Below are 17,085 nucleotides of genomic sequence, written 5' to 3'. Positions count from 1 at the left end.
GCAGATGAGCCGCGGGCTGCGGCTTTTTGAAAATCAGGCCTTGAGCAAGCCCATCCGCTGCATGGAGGCCCGCAGAATCTCCAGATGGGCGGGGGAGATGTCGCACAGAGGCAGACGGAGGCCGCCGGCCTTCATGCCCATCAGGTCCATGGCGGCCTTGATGGGGATGGGATTAACCTCAATGAAGAGAGCGTCGATAAGGTCCATATACTCCACCTGGAGCTTGGAAGCGGCGGCGAAGTCATTGGCCAGGCACAGGTGGCTCATCTTTACCATGACCTGGGGGACGATGTTGGCGGCAACAGAGACGACACCCTTGGCGCCCAAGCTCATCATGGGCACCACCTGGTCGTCGTTGCCGGACCAGATGTAGAAATCCTCGCCGCAGAGGAAACGGGTGTGAGCCAGCAGGGAGAAGTTTCCGCTGGCCTCCTTGACGCCGTTGAACTGGGGATTCTGGGAGAGTACCTTGTAGGTTTCAGCGGTAAAGGACACACCGGTACGGGAGGGCACATTGTAAAGGATGATGGGCAGCTCCACCCGGTCGGCGATATACTCATAGTGCTTGATCAGGCCGGTCTGGGAGCATTTGTTATAGTAGGGAGTGACCAGAAGCAGGGCGTCGGCGCCGGAGTCCTGGGCGTGCTGGCTCAGGTAGACGGCGGCGGAAGTATCGTTGCTGCCGGCGCCGGCAATAACCTTAACCCGGTGGTTGACATGCTTGACACAGAACTCCACAGCAGCGATATGCTCCCGGATGCTCATAGTGGCACTCTCGCCGGTGGTGCCGCAGACGCACAGGGCGTCGATACCGCTGTCAATCTGAGCGTCAATCTGGGCGGCAAAGGCGTCGTAGTTGATGGCACCGCTGGCGTCGAAGGGAGTAATCAGCGCGGTGCAGGCGCCGGTAAAGACGGGCTCTCTCATAAATGTACCTCCTCAAATTGAGATGGATGGGATAAAGGTTCAGGCGCGGGGCTCAATATAACCCTCAGCACACAGCAGCTCTGCCAGCAGCACACCACCGCCAGCCGCGCCCCGGAGGGTGTTGTGAGACAAACATACAAACTTGTAGTCGTACTGGGTGTCGGGGCGGAGGCGGCCTACGGAGATGGCCATACCGCCCTCCAGATCCCGGTCCAGGCGCGCCTGGGGCCGGTCGGGCTCCTCGAAGTAGTGGATGAACTGCTTGGGGGCGGTGGGCAGAGCCAGCTCCTGAGCACGGCCCTTGTAACTGGCCCACAGCGCCTTGATCTCGTCCTCAGTGGGCTTGCGCTCAAAGTCCACGAACACGGCGGCGGTGTGGCCGTTGGACACGGGCACCCGCAGGCACTGAGAGGTGATGGCGGGGGAGTCAGCGGTGACAATGACGCCGTTTTCCACCTTGCCCCATACCTTCAGGGGCTCCTTCTCGCTCTTCTCCTCCTCGCCGCCGATATAGGGGATCAGGTTATCCACCATCTCGGGCCAGGTTTTGAAGGTCTTGCCTGCGCCGGAGATGGCCTGATAGGTGCAGGCGAGCACCCGCCTGAGACCGAATGCCTCCTTCAGGGGGTGCAGGGCAGGGACGTAGCTCTGGATGGAGCAGTTGGACTTGACGGCGATAAAGCCCCGGGCAGTGCCCAGACGGCGGCGCTGGGACTCAATGACCTGGAGGTGGTCGGGGTTAATCTCAGGCACCACCATGGGCACGTCAGGAGTCCAGCGGTTGGCGGAGTTGTTGGACACCACAGGGCACTCGTGGCGGGCGTAGTGCTCTTCCAAAGCCAGGATCTCGTCCTTCTTCATGTCCACCGCGCAGAAGACAAAATCCACCATGGCGGCGATCTTGTCTACGTCCTCCTGGGCGTTCATGACGATAAGCTGCCTGGCGGCCTCGGGTATGGGGGTGTCCATGGCCCAGCGGTCTCCGATAGCCTCCTCATAGGTCTTGCCGGCGCTGCGGCCGCTGGCCGCCACAACGGTGAGATGGAACCAGGGGTGATGCTCCATCAGGGTGACAAAACGCTGGCCCACCATACCGGTGGCGCCGATTACGCCTACTTTGTACTGCTTCATGTTCAGGACCTCCATCGCTCTCTTTTAAGTTATGCTATTCCGGCGCCGACCGGTTTAAGACCCGTACCGGGAGGAAAACCAAAATGAATGACTGCAATTCCGAAAGACGTCAGAATAAAAAAAGAAATCAGCGGGTTTACATACCGGCTGATTTTGTACTATAATGTCAGAGACGGTCATCCACCCCCTGGCACTACAAAAGCAGACAGCACTCCGCCGGAGGACCGGCGACAGTCGCAGGGCTGATGTGCCCGGCGCCCAGGAAAGGCGGTTCCGTACCCGCGTTTCCTTCGGCGGCTTTCCCTTTGGCGCAGGTCGCCGGGCCAGCGGAGCCCTCACTGCGCTACTTTTGAAAACCGCAACCTCTATCTTGCAGTAATTCAGTTGATTTTTGAAAATAGTATCACAACCGCTTTGCTGTGTCAATACAGGGAATGGCGGCAATCCCAAAGATTTGGAGTTTCCTATGAAAAAAAACCTGATGCAATTTGCTGCGCTGGCCCTTGCAGCCGCGCTGACCTTCCCTGCGTTTCCGGCAGCCGCCCAGGCGGCCGGCATTCCTATGAGCGCCAGTATCCGCATCGGTCTGACCTACGGTGCCGATGCCGTCCCCGGAGCCAACCTGCTCAACAGCACCGGCAGCGGTTACCGGCTGGGCTACTACGACGACAGCCTCAACTTTGTCCAGTTGGGCTATACTGCGGAGACGGGCATCTCGGTGGTTAAGACGCAGAACGTCTGGTACGGTCCGCTCTCCACAGGGCTGAGCGGTTATACGGATGCCCAGACTTCGGATATTGCGGTAGGCTGTTATCACATCCAGCTGCCCGGCACCTACACTACCTTTGAAGAGGCCTCCGCCGCCGCTGCGGCCGTGTCCGGCGGATTCCCCGCCTGGACCAACGGGACCTATACTGTGCGGATGGGGTCCTACCTTACCTCAGAGGAGGCCAACACGGCTCTCGCCGCACTGGGCGTCCCGGACGCCACGGTCACCGGAACCAGCAGCTACGGCGTGTCCGTAGTCAAGACGGGCACAAGCACCATTCTCTTTCAGTTTGACGGCGGCTCGTCCCTGTCTCTGGGCGTGATGCCCGGACTGGATAACTCGGTCAAGACCCTGACCTGGTACGCCAAGCGGAAGTATTACGGCGGGTTCCGCTATCAGCGCATCAACGGCGGCAACCTGACGGTGGTCAATGTGGTGGACCGTGAGGACTACATCAACTGCGTCATCTCCCAGGAGATGAGCCCCTCCTGGCCGGTGGAGGCACTGAAGGCCCAGGCGGTCACCGCCCGGAGCTACGCCGCCTCCTGCACAGGACGCCACACCTCCAGCGGTTTTGACCTGTGCGCCACCACCCACTGCCAGGCCTATCCCGGCGCAGGCTCTGTCAACGACAATACATACCGGGCGGCCCAGGAGACGTCGGGGCAGTATGTGTGGTACAACGGCTCCATTGCGGAGACCTACTATTCCTCCTCGGACGGCGGCGCCACCGAGAGCGCCAAGAACGTCTGGGGCGGCGACCTGCCCTACTTAGTTGGTGTCACGGACCCCTGGGAGGCTGCGGTGGTCGGCAAGATCTCCAACTACAACTGGAGCTATACCTTTACTGCCGGTGAGCTGGCGGCTAAGCTGCGGGCATCCGGCCGCAACTGCGGCACACTGGCCAGCGTGCGGGTGTCGGAATACACATCCACAGGGAACGTGAGAGCGTTGACCTTTACGGATACCAGCGGCAGCAGCTGGACCATTACCGGCTGCGACAACTGCCGGATCTTTCTGGGGGTTAACTCGCCCCGGTTCACCGTCACTGGCGGAAGCGGCGGGAGCTACTACGTCAACGAGGACGGCGGAACGCTGTCCTCTGTCTCGGGGGCTTACGCCATTGACGGCAGCGGAAATGTGTCCGCCATCAGCGGCACGCCCTATGTCATCACCGGAAGCGGCACGGAGGTGCTGACCTCCTCCGGCTCCACGAGCGGCAGCTTTACCTTCACCGGTACCGGAAACGGGCACAATGTAGGCATGAGTCAGTGGGGCGCCTACGCCATGGCCCAGGCAGGAAAGACCTACATTGATATTCTGAAGTTCTACTACACCGGCGTGGAAATCCGATAAGGAAGCCGGCGTGTTATTTTCAATCTGAAAGCAGGGAACAACAAGAGCATGGAACTGAAAACATCTGATTTTTACTATGACCTTCCCCAGGAGCTGATCGCCCAGACGCCGCTGGACCGGCGGGACGGCTCCCGGCTGATGGTGCTCAATAAGGAGACGGGGGAGATCTCCCACCACCACTTCTATGAGCTGCCGAACTTTCTCCGTCCCGGCGACTGCCTGGTGCTCAATGACTCCCGGGTGCTGCCCGCCCGCCTGTTGGGCCACCGGGAGCCCACGGGCGGCGCGGTGGAGGTGCTGCTGCTCATCGACCGGGGCAACAAGGTCTGGGAGTGCCTGGTGCGGCCCGGACGAAAGGTAAAGCCGGGCACCAAGCTCTCCTTTGGCGGCGGCCTGCTGACCGCGGACGTGCTGGAGGAGGTGGAGGGTGGAAACCGGCTGATTGAGTTCCACTATGAGGGAATTTTCCTCGAAATTCTGGAGCAGTTGGGCAAGATGCCTCTGCCGCCCTATATTAAGGAGGAGCTCAACGACCCGGAGCGGTACCAGACCGTGTACTCCCGGGAGGTTGGCTCTGCCGCCGTCCCTACTGCCGGCCTCCACTTTACCAAGGAACTGCTGGCGCAGATTGAGGCCATGGGTGTGCGCCTGGCCTATGTGACCCTCCATGTTGGCCTGGGTACCTTCCGGCCTGTCAAGGAAGAGAACATTACAGACCATGAGATGCACGCCGAGTACTGCATGATCTCCCAGAAGACGGCGGACGTCATCAATGAGACCAAGGCCAACGGCGGCCGGGTCATCTGTGTGGGCACCACCTCCTGCCGGACCATTGAGAGCTGGGCTGCTGAGGACGGCACCCTGAAGGAGAGCGCCGGCTGGACCAGCATCTATATCTATCCCGGCTACCGCTTTAAGACGCTGGACTGCCTGATCACCAACTTCCATCTGCCTGAATCTACGCTGATTATGCTGGTCTCTGCTCTGGCGGGCCGGGAGCACATCCTGAATGCCTATGCAGAGGCGGTGCGGGAGAAGTACCGGTTCTTCTCCTTCGGCGACGCCATGTTTATCTGCTGAGGCACAAAAAGAAAAGATTAAGATAGGAGTTTTTGCGTGTTTGAAGTAGTCAAGACCCAGGGCAGGGCCCGGCGGGGCGTGTTTACCTGTGCCCATGGAACGGTTCAGACCCCTGTTTTTATGAACGTCGGTACCCAGGGCGCCATCAAGGGCGCGGTGTCGGCCCACGACCTGAAGGAGGTGGGCTGCCAGATCGAACTGTCCAATACCTACCACCTCCACCTCCGGCCCGGTGACGGCGTTGTAAAGGCGATGGGCGGCCTCCATAAGTTTATGGACTGGAGCGGCCCCATTCTCACAGACTCCGGCGGGTTCCAGGTGTTCTCTCTGTCCGGCCTGCGGAAAATCACGGAGGAAGGCGTCACCTTCGCCTCCCACATTGACGGCCGCCGGGTCTTCATGGGCCCGGAGGAGAGTATGCGCATCCAGTCCAACCTGGGCAGCGACATCGCTATGGCCTTTGACGAATGTGTGGCCAACCCCTCCACCCGGGAGTATGTAAAACCCTCCTGCGAGCGCACGCTGCGGTGGCTGGAGCGGTGCAAGGCGGAGCACGACCGGCTCAACAGCCTGACTGACACGGTCAATCCCCGGCAGATGCTATTCGGCATCAACCAGGGCGGCATTTATCCCGACTTGCGGGTGTGGCACATGCAGGAGACGGCCAAGGTCGATTGCGACGGCTACGCCATCGGCGGCCTGGCGGTTGGGGAACCCACCCAGACCATGTACGACATCATCGACGCCGTGGAGCCCCACATGCCCAAGGATAAGCCCCGGTATCTGATGGGAGTGGGCACACCCTCCAACATCATTGAGGCGGTGGCACGGGGCGTGGACTTTTTCGACTGCGTCATGCCCGCACGCAACGCCCGCCATGGGAAACTCTATACCTGGGAGGGCACGCTGAACATCAAGAACGAGAAGTACAAGACCGACCCCAGTCCCATTGACCCCGCCTGTACCTGCCCGGCATGCCGGTCCTTCTCCCGGGCCTATCTGCGCCACCTGTTCGCGGCAGGGGAGATGCTGGCCATGCGCCTGGCGGTACTCCACAACCTTCACTTCTACAATGAACTGATGGTCCGCATCCGTGCTGCCCTGGATGAGGGCGCCTTTGAGGAATTCCGCCGGACATACAGCGGAAAATTGGATGCACCCATCGGAAATTCTTAAAGAGGACTTGCCAAGCGGAGCGAATACCGCTATAATGTATAAAGTTGCCACAGGGCATTAGGGCAGAAATACTGTATTTGGAGGAATTGACCTTGGATATCGTTTCCATCGTAATGATCGTCGCAATGCTGGCCATCTTCTACTTCCTGCTCATTCGACCGGAGAACAAGAAGAAAAAGGCCATGGCCGAGATGCGCAACAGCCTGGCGGTGGGTGATCTGATCACTACCATCGGCGGCATTGTGGGAACCATCTGCGCCGTGAAGGAGGACACCATTGTCATTGAGACCGGTGCCGACCGGGTGCGCATTGAGTTCACCAAGTGGGCTGTGTCCACCAAGGGTACCCAGACCTCTGAGGACTCCGCTCCCGCCAAGGACGAGAAGAAATAACTCTGCAGGCAAACAGCCGGCCGCCATTGCGGCTGGCTGTTTTTGCGCTTTTTGAAGAAAGAAAAACAGACATGCCGGGCGACAGCGCGGCATATGATCCACCAGACAAGCACGATGTCTGGGAGGGAATGAAATGAAACATATGGAGGAGGACCAGGGGGCCAGGTTGGTTCGCTGTGTGCTGGGCGTGCTTCTGGGCGGCGGCGTGGCGCTGCTGGCCTGCTTTCTCTTTCTGCTGCTGGCCTCTGCAGGAATTTCCAAAGGATGGATCGGGGAGCAGCTGATGTATCAAATGACCGTTGTGGGCTGCGTTATCGGCGGCTTTTCCGGCGGTACCGCTGCCATCCGCCGCTGCCAATCCAGGGCGCTGATTGTAGGGCTGCTGACCGGCTGTGTGTTTTTTCTGATCTTACTTACAATAGGTGTGCTCTTCTTCGGTCCGGCTGCGCCGGAGGAGGGATTATCCCTGCTGTGTGGGGCTCTGTGCGGCGGCGCGGCGGCCGGTCTGCTGAGCAGACCGCGGCCGGCCAGGAAAAAGCGGAAGGGACGCCGCTAAAAATGGATTGAAATGGGCCGCTTCCTATGCTATAATGAAGCGAAGCTCCAAAAAACGACAGTGGAGGAGGGGAAACAGATGAAGCATGTGAAGACGCTTAACGGCGCTACTCTGAAGAACAGCGCTGCTCACGGCGGCTGCGGCGAGTGCCAGACTTCTTGCCAGTCCGCTTGTAAGACCTCTTGCACGGTTGCCAACCAGAAGTGCGAGAACAACAAGTAAGTCAAACAACAAGACTGGAAACGGGGTGGGTTTTGCCCACCCCGTTTCCGTGCCTGTAACCTGTAATATGATTAGGAGAGAAAAGAATGGTACATACCTTTACTGCCCTCGGCGTATCTGTTGCCGTGGATGTAAACAGCGGCGCTGTCCATGTGCTGGACAGAACCGCATATGACCTGCTGGAGGCGCTGAACCGGGAAAACGCCAATCCCGGCCGTCTGGCTGAGAACTGCCCGGCAGACCTGGCCGCTCAACTGCCTCAGTACAGCGCTGAGGCGCTGGAGGAGGCCTGGCAGGATCTGCGGGCGCTCCAGGAGGAGGGACTCCTCTTTGTAGAGGATGACTACATTGACCCGGCTGCGGCTGTGGCCATGCAGCGGGAGGCGCCTATCAAGGCTCTGTGCCTCCACGTGTCCCACGACTGCAACCTCCGCTGCAAGTACTGCTTTGCCTCCACCGGTGACTTCGGCACCGGCCACCGGATGACCATGGACTTTGAGACTGCCAAACGGGCCATTGACTTTGTGATTGAGCGCTCCGGCAAGCGGCGGAACATCGAGGTGGACTTCTTTGGCGGCGAGCCTCTGATGGCCATGGATACCGTGAAGAAAACGGTGGAGTACGCCCGCTCTATTGAGAAAGAGCATGGCAAGTGCTTCCGCTTTACCATCACAACCAACGGCGTCCTGCTCAACGACGAGAACATCGAGTACATCAACCGTGAGATGTCCAATGCGGTCCTGTCTATCGATGGCCGCAAGGAGGTCAACGACCGGATGCGCCCCACCATCAACGGCAAGGGCAGCTACGACGTGATCGTCCCCAAGTTCCAGAAGCTCATTGCCGGCAGGGGAGATAAGGACTACTATCTCCGGGGCACCTTCGCCCGGGACAACCTGGACTTTGCCGCTGATGTGATGCATATGGCGTCCCTGGGCGCCAAGAACATCTCCGTGGAACCGGTGGTAGGCGGGCCCGAGGATCCCTACGCCCTTCGTGAGGAGGATGTGCCTGCCATCCTGGCCGAGTATGAGAAGCTGGCAGAGGAGCTGCGCAAGCACCCCGAGGTAAACTTCTTCCACTTCAATGTGGACCTGGCCCAGGGCCCCTGCGTCATTAAGCGGCTGCGCGGCTGCGGCGCCGGCTGCGAGTATGTGGCCATCACCCCGGAAGGGGATATCTACCCCTGCCACCAGTTTGTGGGCAACGAGGAGTACAAGCTGGGCAACCTCTATGAGGGGACCTTCAACATGGAGATCTCTAAGGCGTTCTCCAACCTGAATATCTATACCAGAGAGGACTGCAAGAACTGCTGGGCCCGCTTCTACTGCTCCGGCGGATGCAGCGCCTCCAACCTGCTTGTCAATGGAGACATAAAAAAGCCTCACCACGTGGGGTGCGAGCTGGAGCGCAAGCGTCTTGAATGCGCTATCGCCCTGCGGGCCATTGCGGCGGGCATGGCAGACTGATATACAGAATGTAATTATACAAATAGTAATCTTTTGCTTGCGGCGCAAAAAATGCTGTAATAGCCTGAACGGCAGAAGAAAAATGGAACATTTTCCGGTGGAATGGGCGTCTCGTAACGAGGCCGCCCATTCCTTATGTAGATGAAGTTTACATAAGGAGATTTACATAATATTTTGTCATAATATACAAAAATAAAAATTCTGCTTTGTATTTCTTGCGTTAATTCTTCGGAAGGGATATATTATAATCCATAAACTAGGTTAATGAAGAAGGTCTGTCACTTGAAGTTGGGATTTATCGGTGCCGGCAATATGTCGGGAGCTATTTTGGATGGAGTTCTAAAGGGCGGCCTTCTGCAGGCGGATCAAATCTGGATTTCCAATCGCCATGAGGATAAGCTGGAGCGCTTTGCCCGCCTGGGTGTTCACACCACTACGGACAACTGTCAAGCGGCCCGGGAGACAGATTTGGTCATTCTGGGCGTCAAACCTCAGATGTTTGGCGAGGTGCTGCCGGAGATTGCAGAGCAGGTAAAGGGCAAGGGCGTGCTCTCGATTTCTCCGGGATACTCTCTGGCCTGGCTGCGGGAGCAGCTGCCTGGGTGCCATGTGATGCGGGCCATGCCCAATACGCCTCTGCTGGTTGGGAAGGGCTGTACCGCTCTCGCTGAGCGGGGTGATGCGCCGGAGACGCTCTTTGATGCGGTGAAGGCGGTGTTTTCCTCTGCAGGTGAAGTGTTTGTGGTGCCCGAGAATTTGATAGATGCGGTGATTGCCATCGCCGGTTCCTCGCCGGCATACTTCTTCCGTATGGCTGATGCTATGGTGCGGGCCGGACAGGCCCAGGGGCTGGAGCCGGAACAGGCGCTGCGTATGGCGGCCCTCACCATGGAGGGGTCTGCCAGGATGCTGCTGGAGAGCGGGAAGACCGCAGGGGAGCTGGAACGGCAGGTGTGCTCGCCCGGCGGAACCACTCTGGCGGCCCTGACCGCCTTTGACGACTACCGCTTTGGAGAGATGGTAAGCGAGGCCATGGAGCGCTGTGTCCGCCGTTCCCGGGAGCTTGGCAAGTAAGGCTGTCCTTCTAATTCCTCTCCGGCGCGCATAGGCTGTTGTGGAGGTGACGGCCGATGCGCAGAGCTGTGGCAGGGGTGTGGGATGTCCCTGGAGAGGGGGGCGGCCCCGCCCTGGCAGCGGTAGGGATCTGCTTTTTCCTGGGCAGTGCGGCAGGATGCCTGTTGGCCGCCGCAGCCGGAGGCAGCGGAGCGGAAAGTTTGACAGCCTATGTTCAGGGCTTTCTGTCGGCTGCAGGGGAGGGGGACGTACAGCCGCCCGCCTTGCTTCCGCTCATGTGGGAAGTGCTCCGCTGGCCTGTTTTGACCGTGGCCCTGGGGTTTACCGCCTTGGGAGTGCTCGGCATTCCGATCTTATTTTCTGTCCGGGGATTTCTGTTGTCCTTTGCAGTGTCCTCCTTTGTTCGAATGTTCGGCAGCGAGGGTTGCTTTGCGGCTGCGCTGATTTTTGGTGTATCCGGTGCAGTCAGCATTCCGGCGCTTTTTGTTCTAGGCGTCCAGGGACTGACGGCTTCGGTCCGCCTGGCCGGGCGTACCATAGGGGAGAGCAGGAGAGGCTCCCCATTCGGCCGGGCCTACTTTGTGCGCTGCGGTATGTGTGCCGGGGCGTTCTGTGTGTGTATACTGCTGGAATATCTGGCCGTTCCTACCCTTGTGGGATGGGCGGCTAGAATGCTGGCGGCATAGGCGTGTACCTGCTGAAGGGCGGAAGCGCCGAATTCTACATAGGATGGAGACGCGCAGGGGATGGATTATTTAAAAGAGTATGAGTCATACCTGAAGACAGAGAAAAAGGCGTCCCTCAATACACTCAGTTCCTACCTGCGGGATATCCACCAGTACGCAGGCTGGCTGGAGGGAGAGAACCTGACGGCAGAACAGGCCGGACAGGCGGATGTGGAGCGGTATGTAAAGTATCTGTCCGCAAAAGGAAAGTCTGTGGCTACGGTGACCAGAAGTCTGGCCTCCATGAAGTCCTTTTATAACTTTTTGATTGGCGCTGGCATCGTGGCCGTCAATCCTGTGCGGGGGATTACGCCTGCCAAGGTTGAGCGCAAGCTGCCGCAGATTCTCACCAGCAAAGAGGTGGACCTGTTTCTGGAACAGCCCGACCCCTCTGACGCCAAAGGCTGCCGGGACAAGGCTATGCTGGAACTGTTGTACGCCACCGGCATCCGGGTATCCGAGCTGATTGGCCTGAATCTGGAGCACATTAACCTGTCAGCGGGCTTTGTTCGCTGCGTCGGGCGGAACAAGGAGCGGATTATCCCCCTCTATCCCGCCGCCGTGCGGGCCCTTGCAAACTATGTGACCCAGGTTCGTCCTCAGATGATTGAGCACCCTGATGAGAAAGCGCTGTTTGTCAATATGAACGGGGAGCGCATGAGCCGTCAGGGTTTTTGGAAGATCATCAAGCACTACCAGGAGAAGGCGGGCATCCGCAAGGATATCACGCCCCACACTCTGCGTCACTCCTTTGCAGCGCATCTGCTGGAGAATGGCGCGGACCTGCGGTCCATCCAGGAGATGCTGGGACACGCTGATATCTCGTCCACCCAGATATACGCCCAGCTGGTAAATCAGAAACTGAAAGATGTATACAACAAAGCCCACCCCCGCGCATAAGCTGAGGGTGGATACGGGACTTCCGCTTACAATTCTCCTTCTAAAACAGCAGACGCCGCGGCAGATTCTGCCGCGGCGTCTGCTGTTTTGCATGCAAATTCTTTGTTGCGCCGCCCTCTTTGCCGTGTTAGAATAAATCCGTATGTATGCCCAGGAGGTTACCATGATCATTTTGGGAATAGACCCTGGCTTCGCCATTGTAGGCTTCGGGGTGCTGGAGGCAGTGCCGGGGCGGCAGAGGCTCATCCGGTGCGGCGCTATTACCACTCCGGCCGGGCTGCCGCTGCCCGCCAGGCTGCTTCAGATCTCTGACGACATGGCCACCCTGCTCCGCCAGTTTAAGCCGGAGGCTATGGCGGTAGAGGAGCTGTTCTTCAACCAGAACGTGACCACTGGTATTGGGGTGGCTCAGGCCAGAGGAGTCATTCTGACAGAGGCGGAACGGGCAGGCGTCCCCATCTTTGAGTACAGCCCGTCCCAGGTCAAACAGGCGGTGGTAGGGTACGGGAAGGCGGAGAAGCGGCAGGTGATGGACATGACCAAGCGGCTGCTGGGATTGAAGGATGTGCCAAAGCCGGACGATGCAGCGGACGCTGTGGCCATTGCCCTGTGTCATGCCCGCTCGTCCTCTTCCCGGCTGTCTCTGCTGGATTCCGCCCGGCCGGGCAGCGGCCGGTATGCCGCCCGGGACGACCGCCGCTGACAATTGAGAAACACAGTGAGGAACCGATATGTTTTACTATGTGAAAGGCCCTGTGGTCCATATGGCGCCCTATCTGGCGGTTGTGGACTGCGGCGGCGTGGGCTATGCCTGCCGTACCACCAACAGCACGCTTGCCCGGCTGAAAAAAGGGGAGACTGCTACCCTATATACCCACCTCAACGTTCGGGAGGACGCTATGGAGCTCTACGGTTTTGCCACTGAGAATGAGCTCAGCTGTTTCCAGCTGCTCATTGGCATATCCGGCGTGGGTCCCAAGGCGGCGCTGTCCATTCTGTCCTCCACCACTCCGGAAGGGTTGGCCACATCCATTATCACGGGAGACGAGAAGTCTCTCACTGTGGCTCCCGGTATTGGCAAGAAAATCGCCCAGCGCATTATTCTGGAGCTGAAGGATAAGCTGGCCAAGGGACAGCTCTCCACTTCCGGCGGTGAGAGCTACGGCGGCACCGGCGTCACGGTCATCCCTCAGAACAAGGCCAGCGAGGCGGCTGCGGCTCTGGCTGTGCTTGGGTACAGTCAGGCTGAGGCTGCGGCTGCTCTGAAGAATATCGACATGGAGGCGCTTGCCCTGGAGGAGATTATCAAACAGGCGCTGAAGAAGATGGTAAAGTGACCGTGAACACAAGCGGGCCCAGGGTCCGCCTGGAAGAGGAAGTGAGCATTTGAGCATCGATTTTTCGGAGAGCGGCTTTGAGACAGAAGAGCCCCTGGTGACCACATCCCTGACCCGGGATGATGAGAATGAGGGGTCTCTCCGGCCAAAGACGCTTGCGGAGTACATTGGTCAGAAGAAAGCCAAGAGCAACCTGGAGATCTTTATCCAGGCGGCCAAGATGCGGGGGGAGCCTTTGGACCATGTGCTGCTCCACGGCCCTCCGGGCCTGGGCAAGACCACGCTGTCCGGCATTATCGCCAACGAGATGGGGGTCAACATCCGAATCACCTCCGGTCCCGCCATTGAGAAACCGGGAGATCTGGCGGCACTGCTGACCAATTTGCAGGAGAATGACATTCTCTTTGTAGATGAGATCCACCGTCTCAATCGATCGGTGGAGGAGATCCTCTATCCCGCCATGGAGGACTTTGCCATCGACATCATTATTGGCAAGGGTCCCTCCGCAAACTCCATCCGGCTGGACCTGCCGAGATTTACCTTGATTGGCGCTACCACCAGAGCAGGGCAGCTGTCTGCTCCTCTGCGGGACCGTTTTGGCGTTACGCTGCGGCTGGAACTGTATACGCCCGAAGAGCTGGCTCTGATTGTTACCCGCTCAGCGGGCATTCTGGGGGTGCCCATTGAGGCGGACGGCGCCATGGAGATTGCACGGCGGAGCCGGGGAACGCCCCGTATCGCCAACCGGATGCTACGCCGGGTGAGGGACTTTGCCCAGGTACGAGCGGGCGGCGTCATCACCCGGGACGTGGCCGATCAGGCTCTCAGCGCTCTGGAGGTGGATTATCTGGGCTTGGACGCTGTGGACCGCCGGATGCTTACCAGCATCATTGAGCACTACGGCGGCGGCCCTGTGGGACTGGAGACTTTGGCAGCCACTATCAACGAGGAAGCGGTCACGCTGGAGGATGTGTATGAGCCCTACCTGATGCAGATGGGGTTCCTCACCCGCACGCCCAGAGGGCGCTGCGTTACCCGCCGGGCCTATGAGCATCTGGGGCTGCCTGTGCCCAGAGGTGACGGACTGGACCAGCTGTCGTTCTGACAAAAGCAATACCGGGGCCATGTCCCTGAAAAATAAGCATTACAGAAAGGGTTGTTTCTGAATATGGGAAAATTGTTCGGTACTGATGGAATCCGCGGCGTGGTCAACGCCGGACTGGATGCCGACCTGGCCTATAAAGTGGGCCTGGCCGCCGCACAGGTACTCACGAAAGAGGGAAACCACAAGCCGCTGGTGGCCATCGGCAAGGACACCCGCATCTCCTCTGACCTGCTGGAGGGCGCACTGATCGCCGGACTGTGCTCTGCTGGCGCGGATGTGCTCCATTTGGGCGTCATTCCCACCCCGGCTGTGGCTTGGATCACGGTGGACAACAACGCTGATGCAGGCATCGTCATCTCCGCCTCCCACAATCCCTTTGAACACAATGGCATTAAGATCTTCAATGGCCAGGGCTTCAAGCTCTCCGACGCCCTGGAAGGCGAGATTGAGGACATCATTCTGTCCGGCAGGGAAGTGCCTCTGAAGACCCACGGCGACATCGGCCGGGTCATCTATGCCGACCAGAAAGAGCGGGAGGACTATATTGACCACCTGGCCTCCACTGTGACCAGCGACCTGGGTGGGATGCGTATTCTGGTAGACTGCGCCAACGGCGCCTCCTCCGCCACCGCTGCCCGTCTGTTTGACCGTTTCCCTGATCTGCACACCGATGTCATCAACGCCGACCCTGACGGCGTGAACATCAACAGCGGCTGCGGTTCCACCCACCTGGATAAGCTGTGCACCATGGTCAAGGCCGGGGGCTACGACCTGGGCATTGCCTTTGACGGCGACGCCGACCGCTGCCTGGCCTGCGACGAGCTTGGCAATGAGATTGACGGCGACCAGATCATGGCTGTCTGCGGCCAGGATCTGATGAGCCGGGGAGAACTGCCCGGCAACGCCGTGGTTGCCACTGTCATGAGCAATTTGGGCCTGCATGCGTTCTGCCGTGAACACGGGATGCAGCTGCTTTGCACCGACGTGGGAGACCGCAACGTGCTGGAGAAGATGGAGGAGTGCGGCTATGTGCTGGGCGGTGAGCAGTCCGGACACATGATTTTCCGCCGCTATGCCACCACAGGTGACGGACAGTTGACTGCCCTTCAGCTCCTTGCTCTGCTGCACGCCTCTGGAAAGAAAGCCTCTGAACTTGTGTCCGGCTGCAAGCGATATCCCCAGCTGCTGGTGAATGTGGCTGTGGCCGACAAAGACAAGAAGGCGGAGATTATGGCCAATGCAGAACTGAAGGCTGCTATCGCTCAGCAGGAGGCTCGTCTGGCGGGAGATGGCCGCATTTTGGTGCGCCCCTCCGGCACTGAGGCGCTGATTCGGGTCATGGTGGAGGCAAGGGACGAGGAGACCGCCAAGTCCTGTGCGCATGAATTGGCAGATCTGATTAAAACTATCTGATATTTTTGGGGTCTTTAAAATATTTTGCATAAAACTATTGACAAATACCGGTTCTTCTGCTTTAATAGGTAAGGAGATTTGGAATGAAGCCACAGGATCAGGACTACCAAAAGCTGTCAGATGAGGCGCTTTGTATGCAGGCTGCATCAGGAGATCGCCTGGCGGAAGAGACGCTGGTCATCCGGTATAACCGCCTGGTACGTATGTGCTCCCGGCCGCTTTTCCTGGCAGGAGGAGACAGCGAAGACCTGATTCAGGAGGGAATGGTGGGCCTGTTGGCTGCTATTCGCGTTTACGATCCATCCAAAGGCGCTTCGTTTCATACTTATGCGGAGACATGCATAAGGAACCGTCTCCTGTCTGCGGTGAAGGCGGCATCACGCGATAAACATACGCCGCTGAACAACTATATCTCATTCGAAACCCCTTTCTTTGATGGAAAGACCGACCACTATGCTTATGGTACAGACCAGGAACGCCTGGAGAACCCTGAGACCATCATGATCGGCAGGGAAGAGCTCCGGGAGCGCCTGGGTGTGCTGAAGGGCCAGCTGTCCGGTTTCGAAGCGAAAGTCCTCGGACTGTATCTAAACGGACTGTCCTATGATGAGATTGCAGCCGAGGTAAAACGGTCCCCGAAATCGGTGGACAACGCTGTCCAGCGCATCAGGCGCAAGGTGGCGAAGCATTTCCAGTCTGGCGATATCAGCGCAAGCTGAACGCAAATATTACATGTCCCAGCAAAGTAGGTTTATCCTGACCTGGGCAAAGAGTCAAAGAGAGGGTATCATCATGTTTGAAGACAAGACACTCGTATGCAAGGAATGTGGCAAGGAGTTCGTGTTCACTGCCGGTGAGCAGGAGTTCTACGCCGAGCGCGGCTTCCAGAACGAGCCCCAGCGCTGCAAGCCCTGCCGTGACGCCCGCAAGAATGCCGCCCGTGGCCCCCGTGAGTACTTCACTGCCACCTGCGCTGCCTGCGGCGGCGAGGCTCGGGTTCCCTTTGAGCCCAAGTCCGATCGGCCTGTCTACTGCAGCGAGTGCTTTGCTCGTATGCGTGAGCAGCAGCAGTAATTTGCACGATAAAAACGCCCGGTGCATTTGCACCGGGCGTTTTTCGTTGCTCAGTCATGAGGAAAAATTGAAGATGGGAGAAAAAACAGAATCTCCATCTTGCATTATGGGGAGAATTAGGATATACTACCCATATCCTAGAGATTTATGGAGGTAACCACCTATGGTTCAGATTACGAAGGATACCATTATCGGCGACATCCTGGACATCGCCCCCGAGACCGCACCCCTGTTCCTCTCCATCGGCATGCACTGCCTGGGCTGCCCCTCCTCCCGCGGAGAGACCGTGGAGCAGGCCTGCATGGTTCACGGCGTGGACGTGGACGCGCTGCTGGCTGAGCTGAACAAGATGACTGCCGGCGCTGCCCAGTAATCAATA

At 58.6% G+C, this 17,085-nt stretch carries 19 protein-coding genes and 1 riboswitch; of the genes, 17 read left to right on the top strand and 2 right to left on the bottom strand.

The genetic code is table 11. From position 1 onward, the window contains the following. Positions 1-33 precede the first annotated feature (33 nt). On the bottom strand, positions 34-927 hold the full coding sequence (dapA, locus tag Q0K06_RS01245) for a 4-hydroxy-tetrahydrodipicolinate synthase (RefSeq protein ID WP_294547496.1): 894 nt from the start codon (positions 925-927) through the stop codon (positions 34-36). A 39-nt stretch (positions 928-966) separates the two neighbouring features. Next, positions 967-2,058 (bottom strand): aspartate-semialdehyde dehydrogenase, encoded by a 1,092-nt coding sequence (asd, locus tag Q0K06_RS01240; protein ID WP_294547494.1) that lies wholly within the window; start codon positions 2,056-2,058, stop codon positions 967-969. Positions 2,059-2,256: 198 nt separating this feature from the next. Then, positions 2,257-2,434: riboswitch (Lysine riboswitch) on the bottom strand. 90 nt (positions 2,435-2,524) lie between these two features. Between asd and Q0K06_RS01235 the strand changes: the two genes are divergently transcribed. From Q0K06_RS01235 to Q0K06_RS01155, 17 genes are all read left to right on the top strand, one after another. After that, positions 2,525-4,183, top strand: coding sequence for a SpoIID/LytB domain-containing protein (locus Q0K06_RS01235; RefSeq protein WP_294547492.1), 1,659 nt, complete (start codon positions 2,525-2,527; stop codon positions 4,181-4,183). A 54-nt stretch (positions 4,184-4,237) separates the two neighbouring features. Then, positions 4,238-5,263, top strand: coding sequence for a tRNA preQ1(34) S-adenosylmethionine ribosyltransferase-isomerase QueA (gene queA / locus Q0K06_RS01230; RefSeq protein ID WP_294547536.1), 1,026 nt, complete (start codon positions 4,238-4,240; stop codon positions 5,261-5,263). A 36-nt stretch (positions 5,264-5,299) separates the two neighbouring features. Continuing rightward, positions 5,300-6,439 carry a tRNA guanosine(34) transglycosylase Tgt gene (tgt, locus tag Q0K06_RS01225; RefSeq protein WP_294547490.1) on the top strand — a complete coding sequence of 380 codons (1,140 nt, stop codon included), beginning with the start codon at positions 5,300-5,302 and terminating at the stop codon, positions 6,437-6,439. Between the two features lie 92 nt (positions 6,440-6,531). Next, positions 6,532-6,831, top strand: coding sequence for a preprotein translocase subunit YajC (yajC, locus tag Q0K06_RS01220; protein ID WP_294547488.1), 300 nt, complete (start codon positions 6,532-6,534; stop codon positions 6,829-6,831). 133 nt (positions 6,832-6,964) lie between these two features. Continuing rightward, positions 6,965-7,387: a TIGR04086 family membrane protein gene (locus tag Q0K06_RS01215; protein ID WP_294547486.1), complete on the top strand. Its 423-nt coding sequence runs from the start codon at positions 6,965-6,967 to the stop codon at positions 7,385-7,387. Positions 7,388-7,465: 78 nt separating this feature from the next. After that, the gene (gene scfA, locus Q0K06_RS01210; RefSeq protein WP_294520725.1) at positions 7,466-7,609 is read left to right on the top strand and encodes a six-cysteine ranthipeptide SCIFF; all 144 of its coding nucleotides are present in this window, start codon (positions 7,466-7,468) and stop codon (positions 7,607-7,609) included. 86 nt (positions 7,610-7,695) lie between these two features. Next, complete coding sequence (gene scfB / locus Q0K06_RS01205; protein WP_294547484.1) at positions 7,696-9,078, top strand: thioether cross-link-forming SCIFF peptide maturase; 1,383 nt, start codon at positions 7,696-7,698, stop codon at positions 9,076-9,078. 282 nt (positions 9,079-9,360) lie between these two features. Next, entirely contained in the window at positions 9,361-10,152 is a 792-nt protein-coding gene (gene proC / locus Q0K06_RS01200; protein ID WP_294547482.1) for a pyrroline-5-carboxylate reductase, read from the top strand. A 56-nt stretch (positions 10,153-10,208) separates the two neighbouring features. Beyond that, the gene (locus Q0K06_RS01195; RefSeq protein WP_294547481.1) at positions 10,209-10,838 is read left to right on the top strand and encodes a stage II sporulation protein M; all 630 of its coding nucleotides are present in this window, start codon (positions 10,209-10,211) and stop codon (positions 10,836-10,838) included. Between the two features lie 60 nt (positions 10,839-10,898). After that, complete coding sequence (gene xerD, locus Q0K06_RS01190) at positions 10,899-11,777, top strand: site-specific tyrosine recombinase XerD (RefSeq protein WP_294547479.1); 879 nt, start codon at positions 10,899-10,901, stop codon at positions 11,775-11,777. 163 nt (positions 11,778-11,940) lie between these two features. Next, positions 11,941-12,480, top strand: a complete 540-nt coding sequence (ruvC, locus tag Q0K06_RS01185) for a crossover junction endodeoxyribonuclease RuvC (protein WP_294547477.1) — start codon at positions 11,941-11,943, stop codon at positions 12,478-12,480. Between the two features lie 28 nt (positions 12,481-12,508). After that, the gene (gene ruvA, locus Q0K06_RS01180; RefSeq protein ID WP_294547476.1) at positions 12,509-13,114 is read left to right on the top strand and encodes a Holliday junction branch migration protein RuvA; all 606 of its coding nucleotides are present in this window, start codon (positions 12,509-12,511) and stop codon (positions 13,112-13,114) included. 49 nt (positions 13,115-13,163) lie between these two features. After that, positions 13,164-14,219: a Holliday junction branch migration DNA helicase RuvB gene (ruvB, locus tag Q0K06_RS01175; protein ID WP_294547474.1), complete on the top strand. Its 1,056-nt coding sequence runs from the start codon at positions 13,164-13,166 to the stop codon at positions 14,217-14,219. A gap of 63 nt (positions 14,220-14,282) precedes the next feature. Next, positions 14,283-15,632, top strand: a complete 1,350-nt coding sequence (gene glmM / locus Q0K06_RS01170) for a phosphoglucosamine mutase (protein ID WP_294547472.1) — start codon at positions 14,283-14,285, stop codon at positions 15,630-15,632. A gap of 83 nt (positions 15,633-15,715) precedes the next feature. Then, positions 15,716-16,351 (top strand): sigma-70 family RNA polymerase sigma factor, encoded by a 636-nt coding sequence (locus Q0K06_RS01165; RefSeq protein WP_294547470.1) that lies wholly within the window; start codon positions 15,716-15,718, stop codon positions 16,349-16,351. Between the two features lie 73 nt (positions 16,352-16,424). After that, positions 16,425-16,706: a zinc-ribbon domain containing protein gene (locus tag Q0K06_RS01160; protein WP_294547468.1), complete on the top strand. Its 282-nt coding sequence runs from the start codon at positions 16,425-16,427 to the stop codon at positions 16,704-16,706. Positions 16,707-16,869: 163 nt separating this feature from the next. After that, on the top strand, positions 16,870-17,079 hold the full coding sequence (locus Q0K06_RS01155) for a DUF1858 domain-containing protein (protein WP_006572582.1): 210 nt from the start codon (positions 16,870-16,872) through the stop codon (positions 17,077-17,079). Positions 17,080-17,085 lie beyond the last annotated feature (6 nt).

The organism is uncultured Pseudoflavonifractor sp. (assembly GCF_944387805.1).
Taxonomy (GTDB): domain Bacteria; phylum Bacillota; class Clostridia; order Oscillospirales; family Oscillospiraceae; genus Pseudoflavonifractor.
This window is presented reverse-complemented; position numbering and strand designations above follow the sequence as displayed.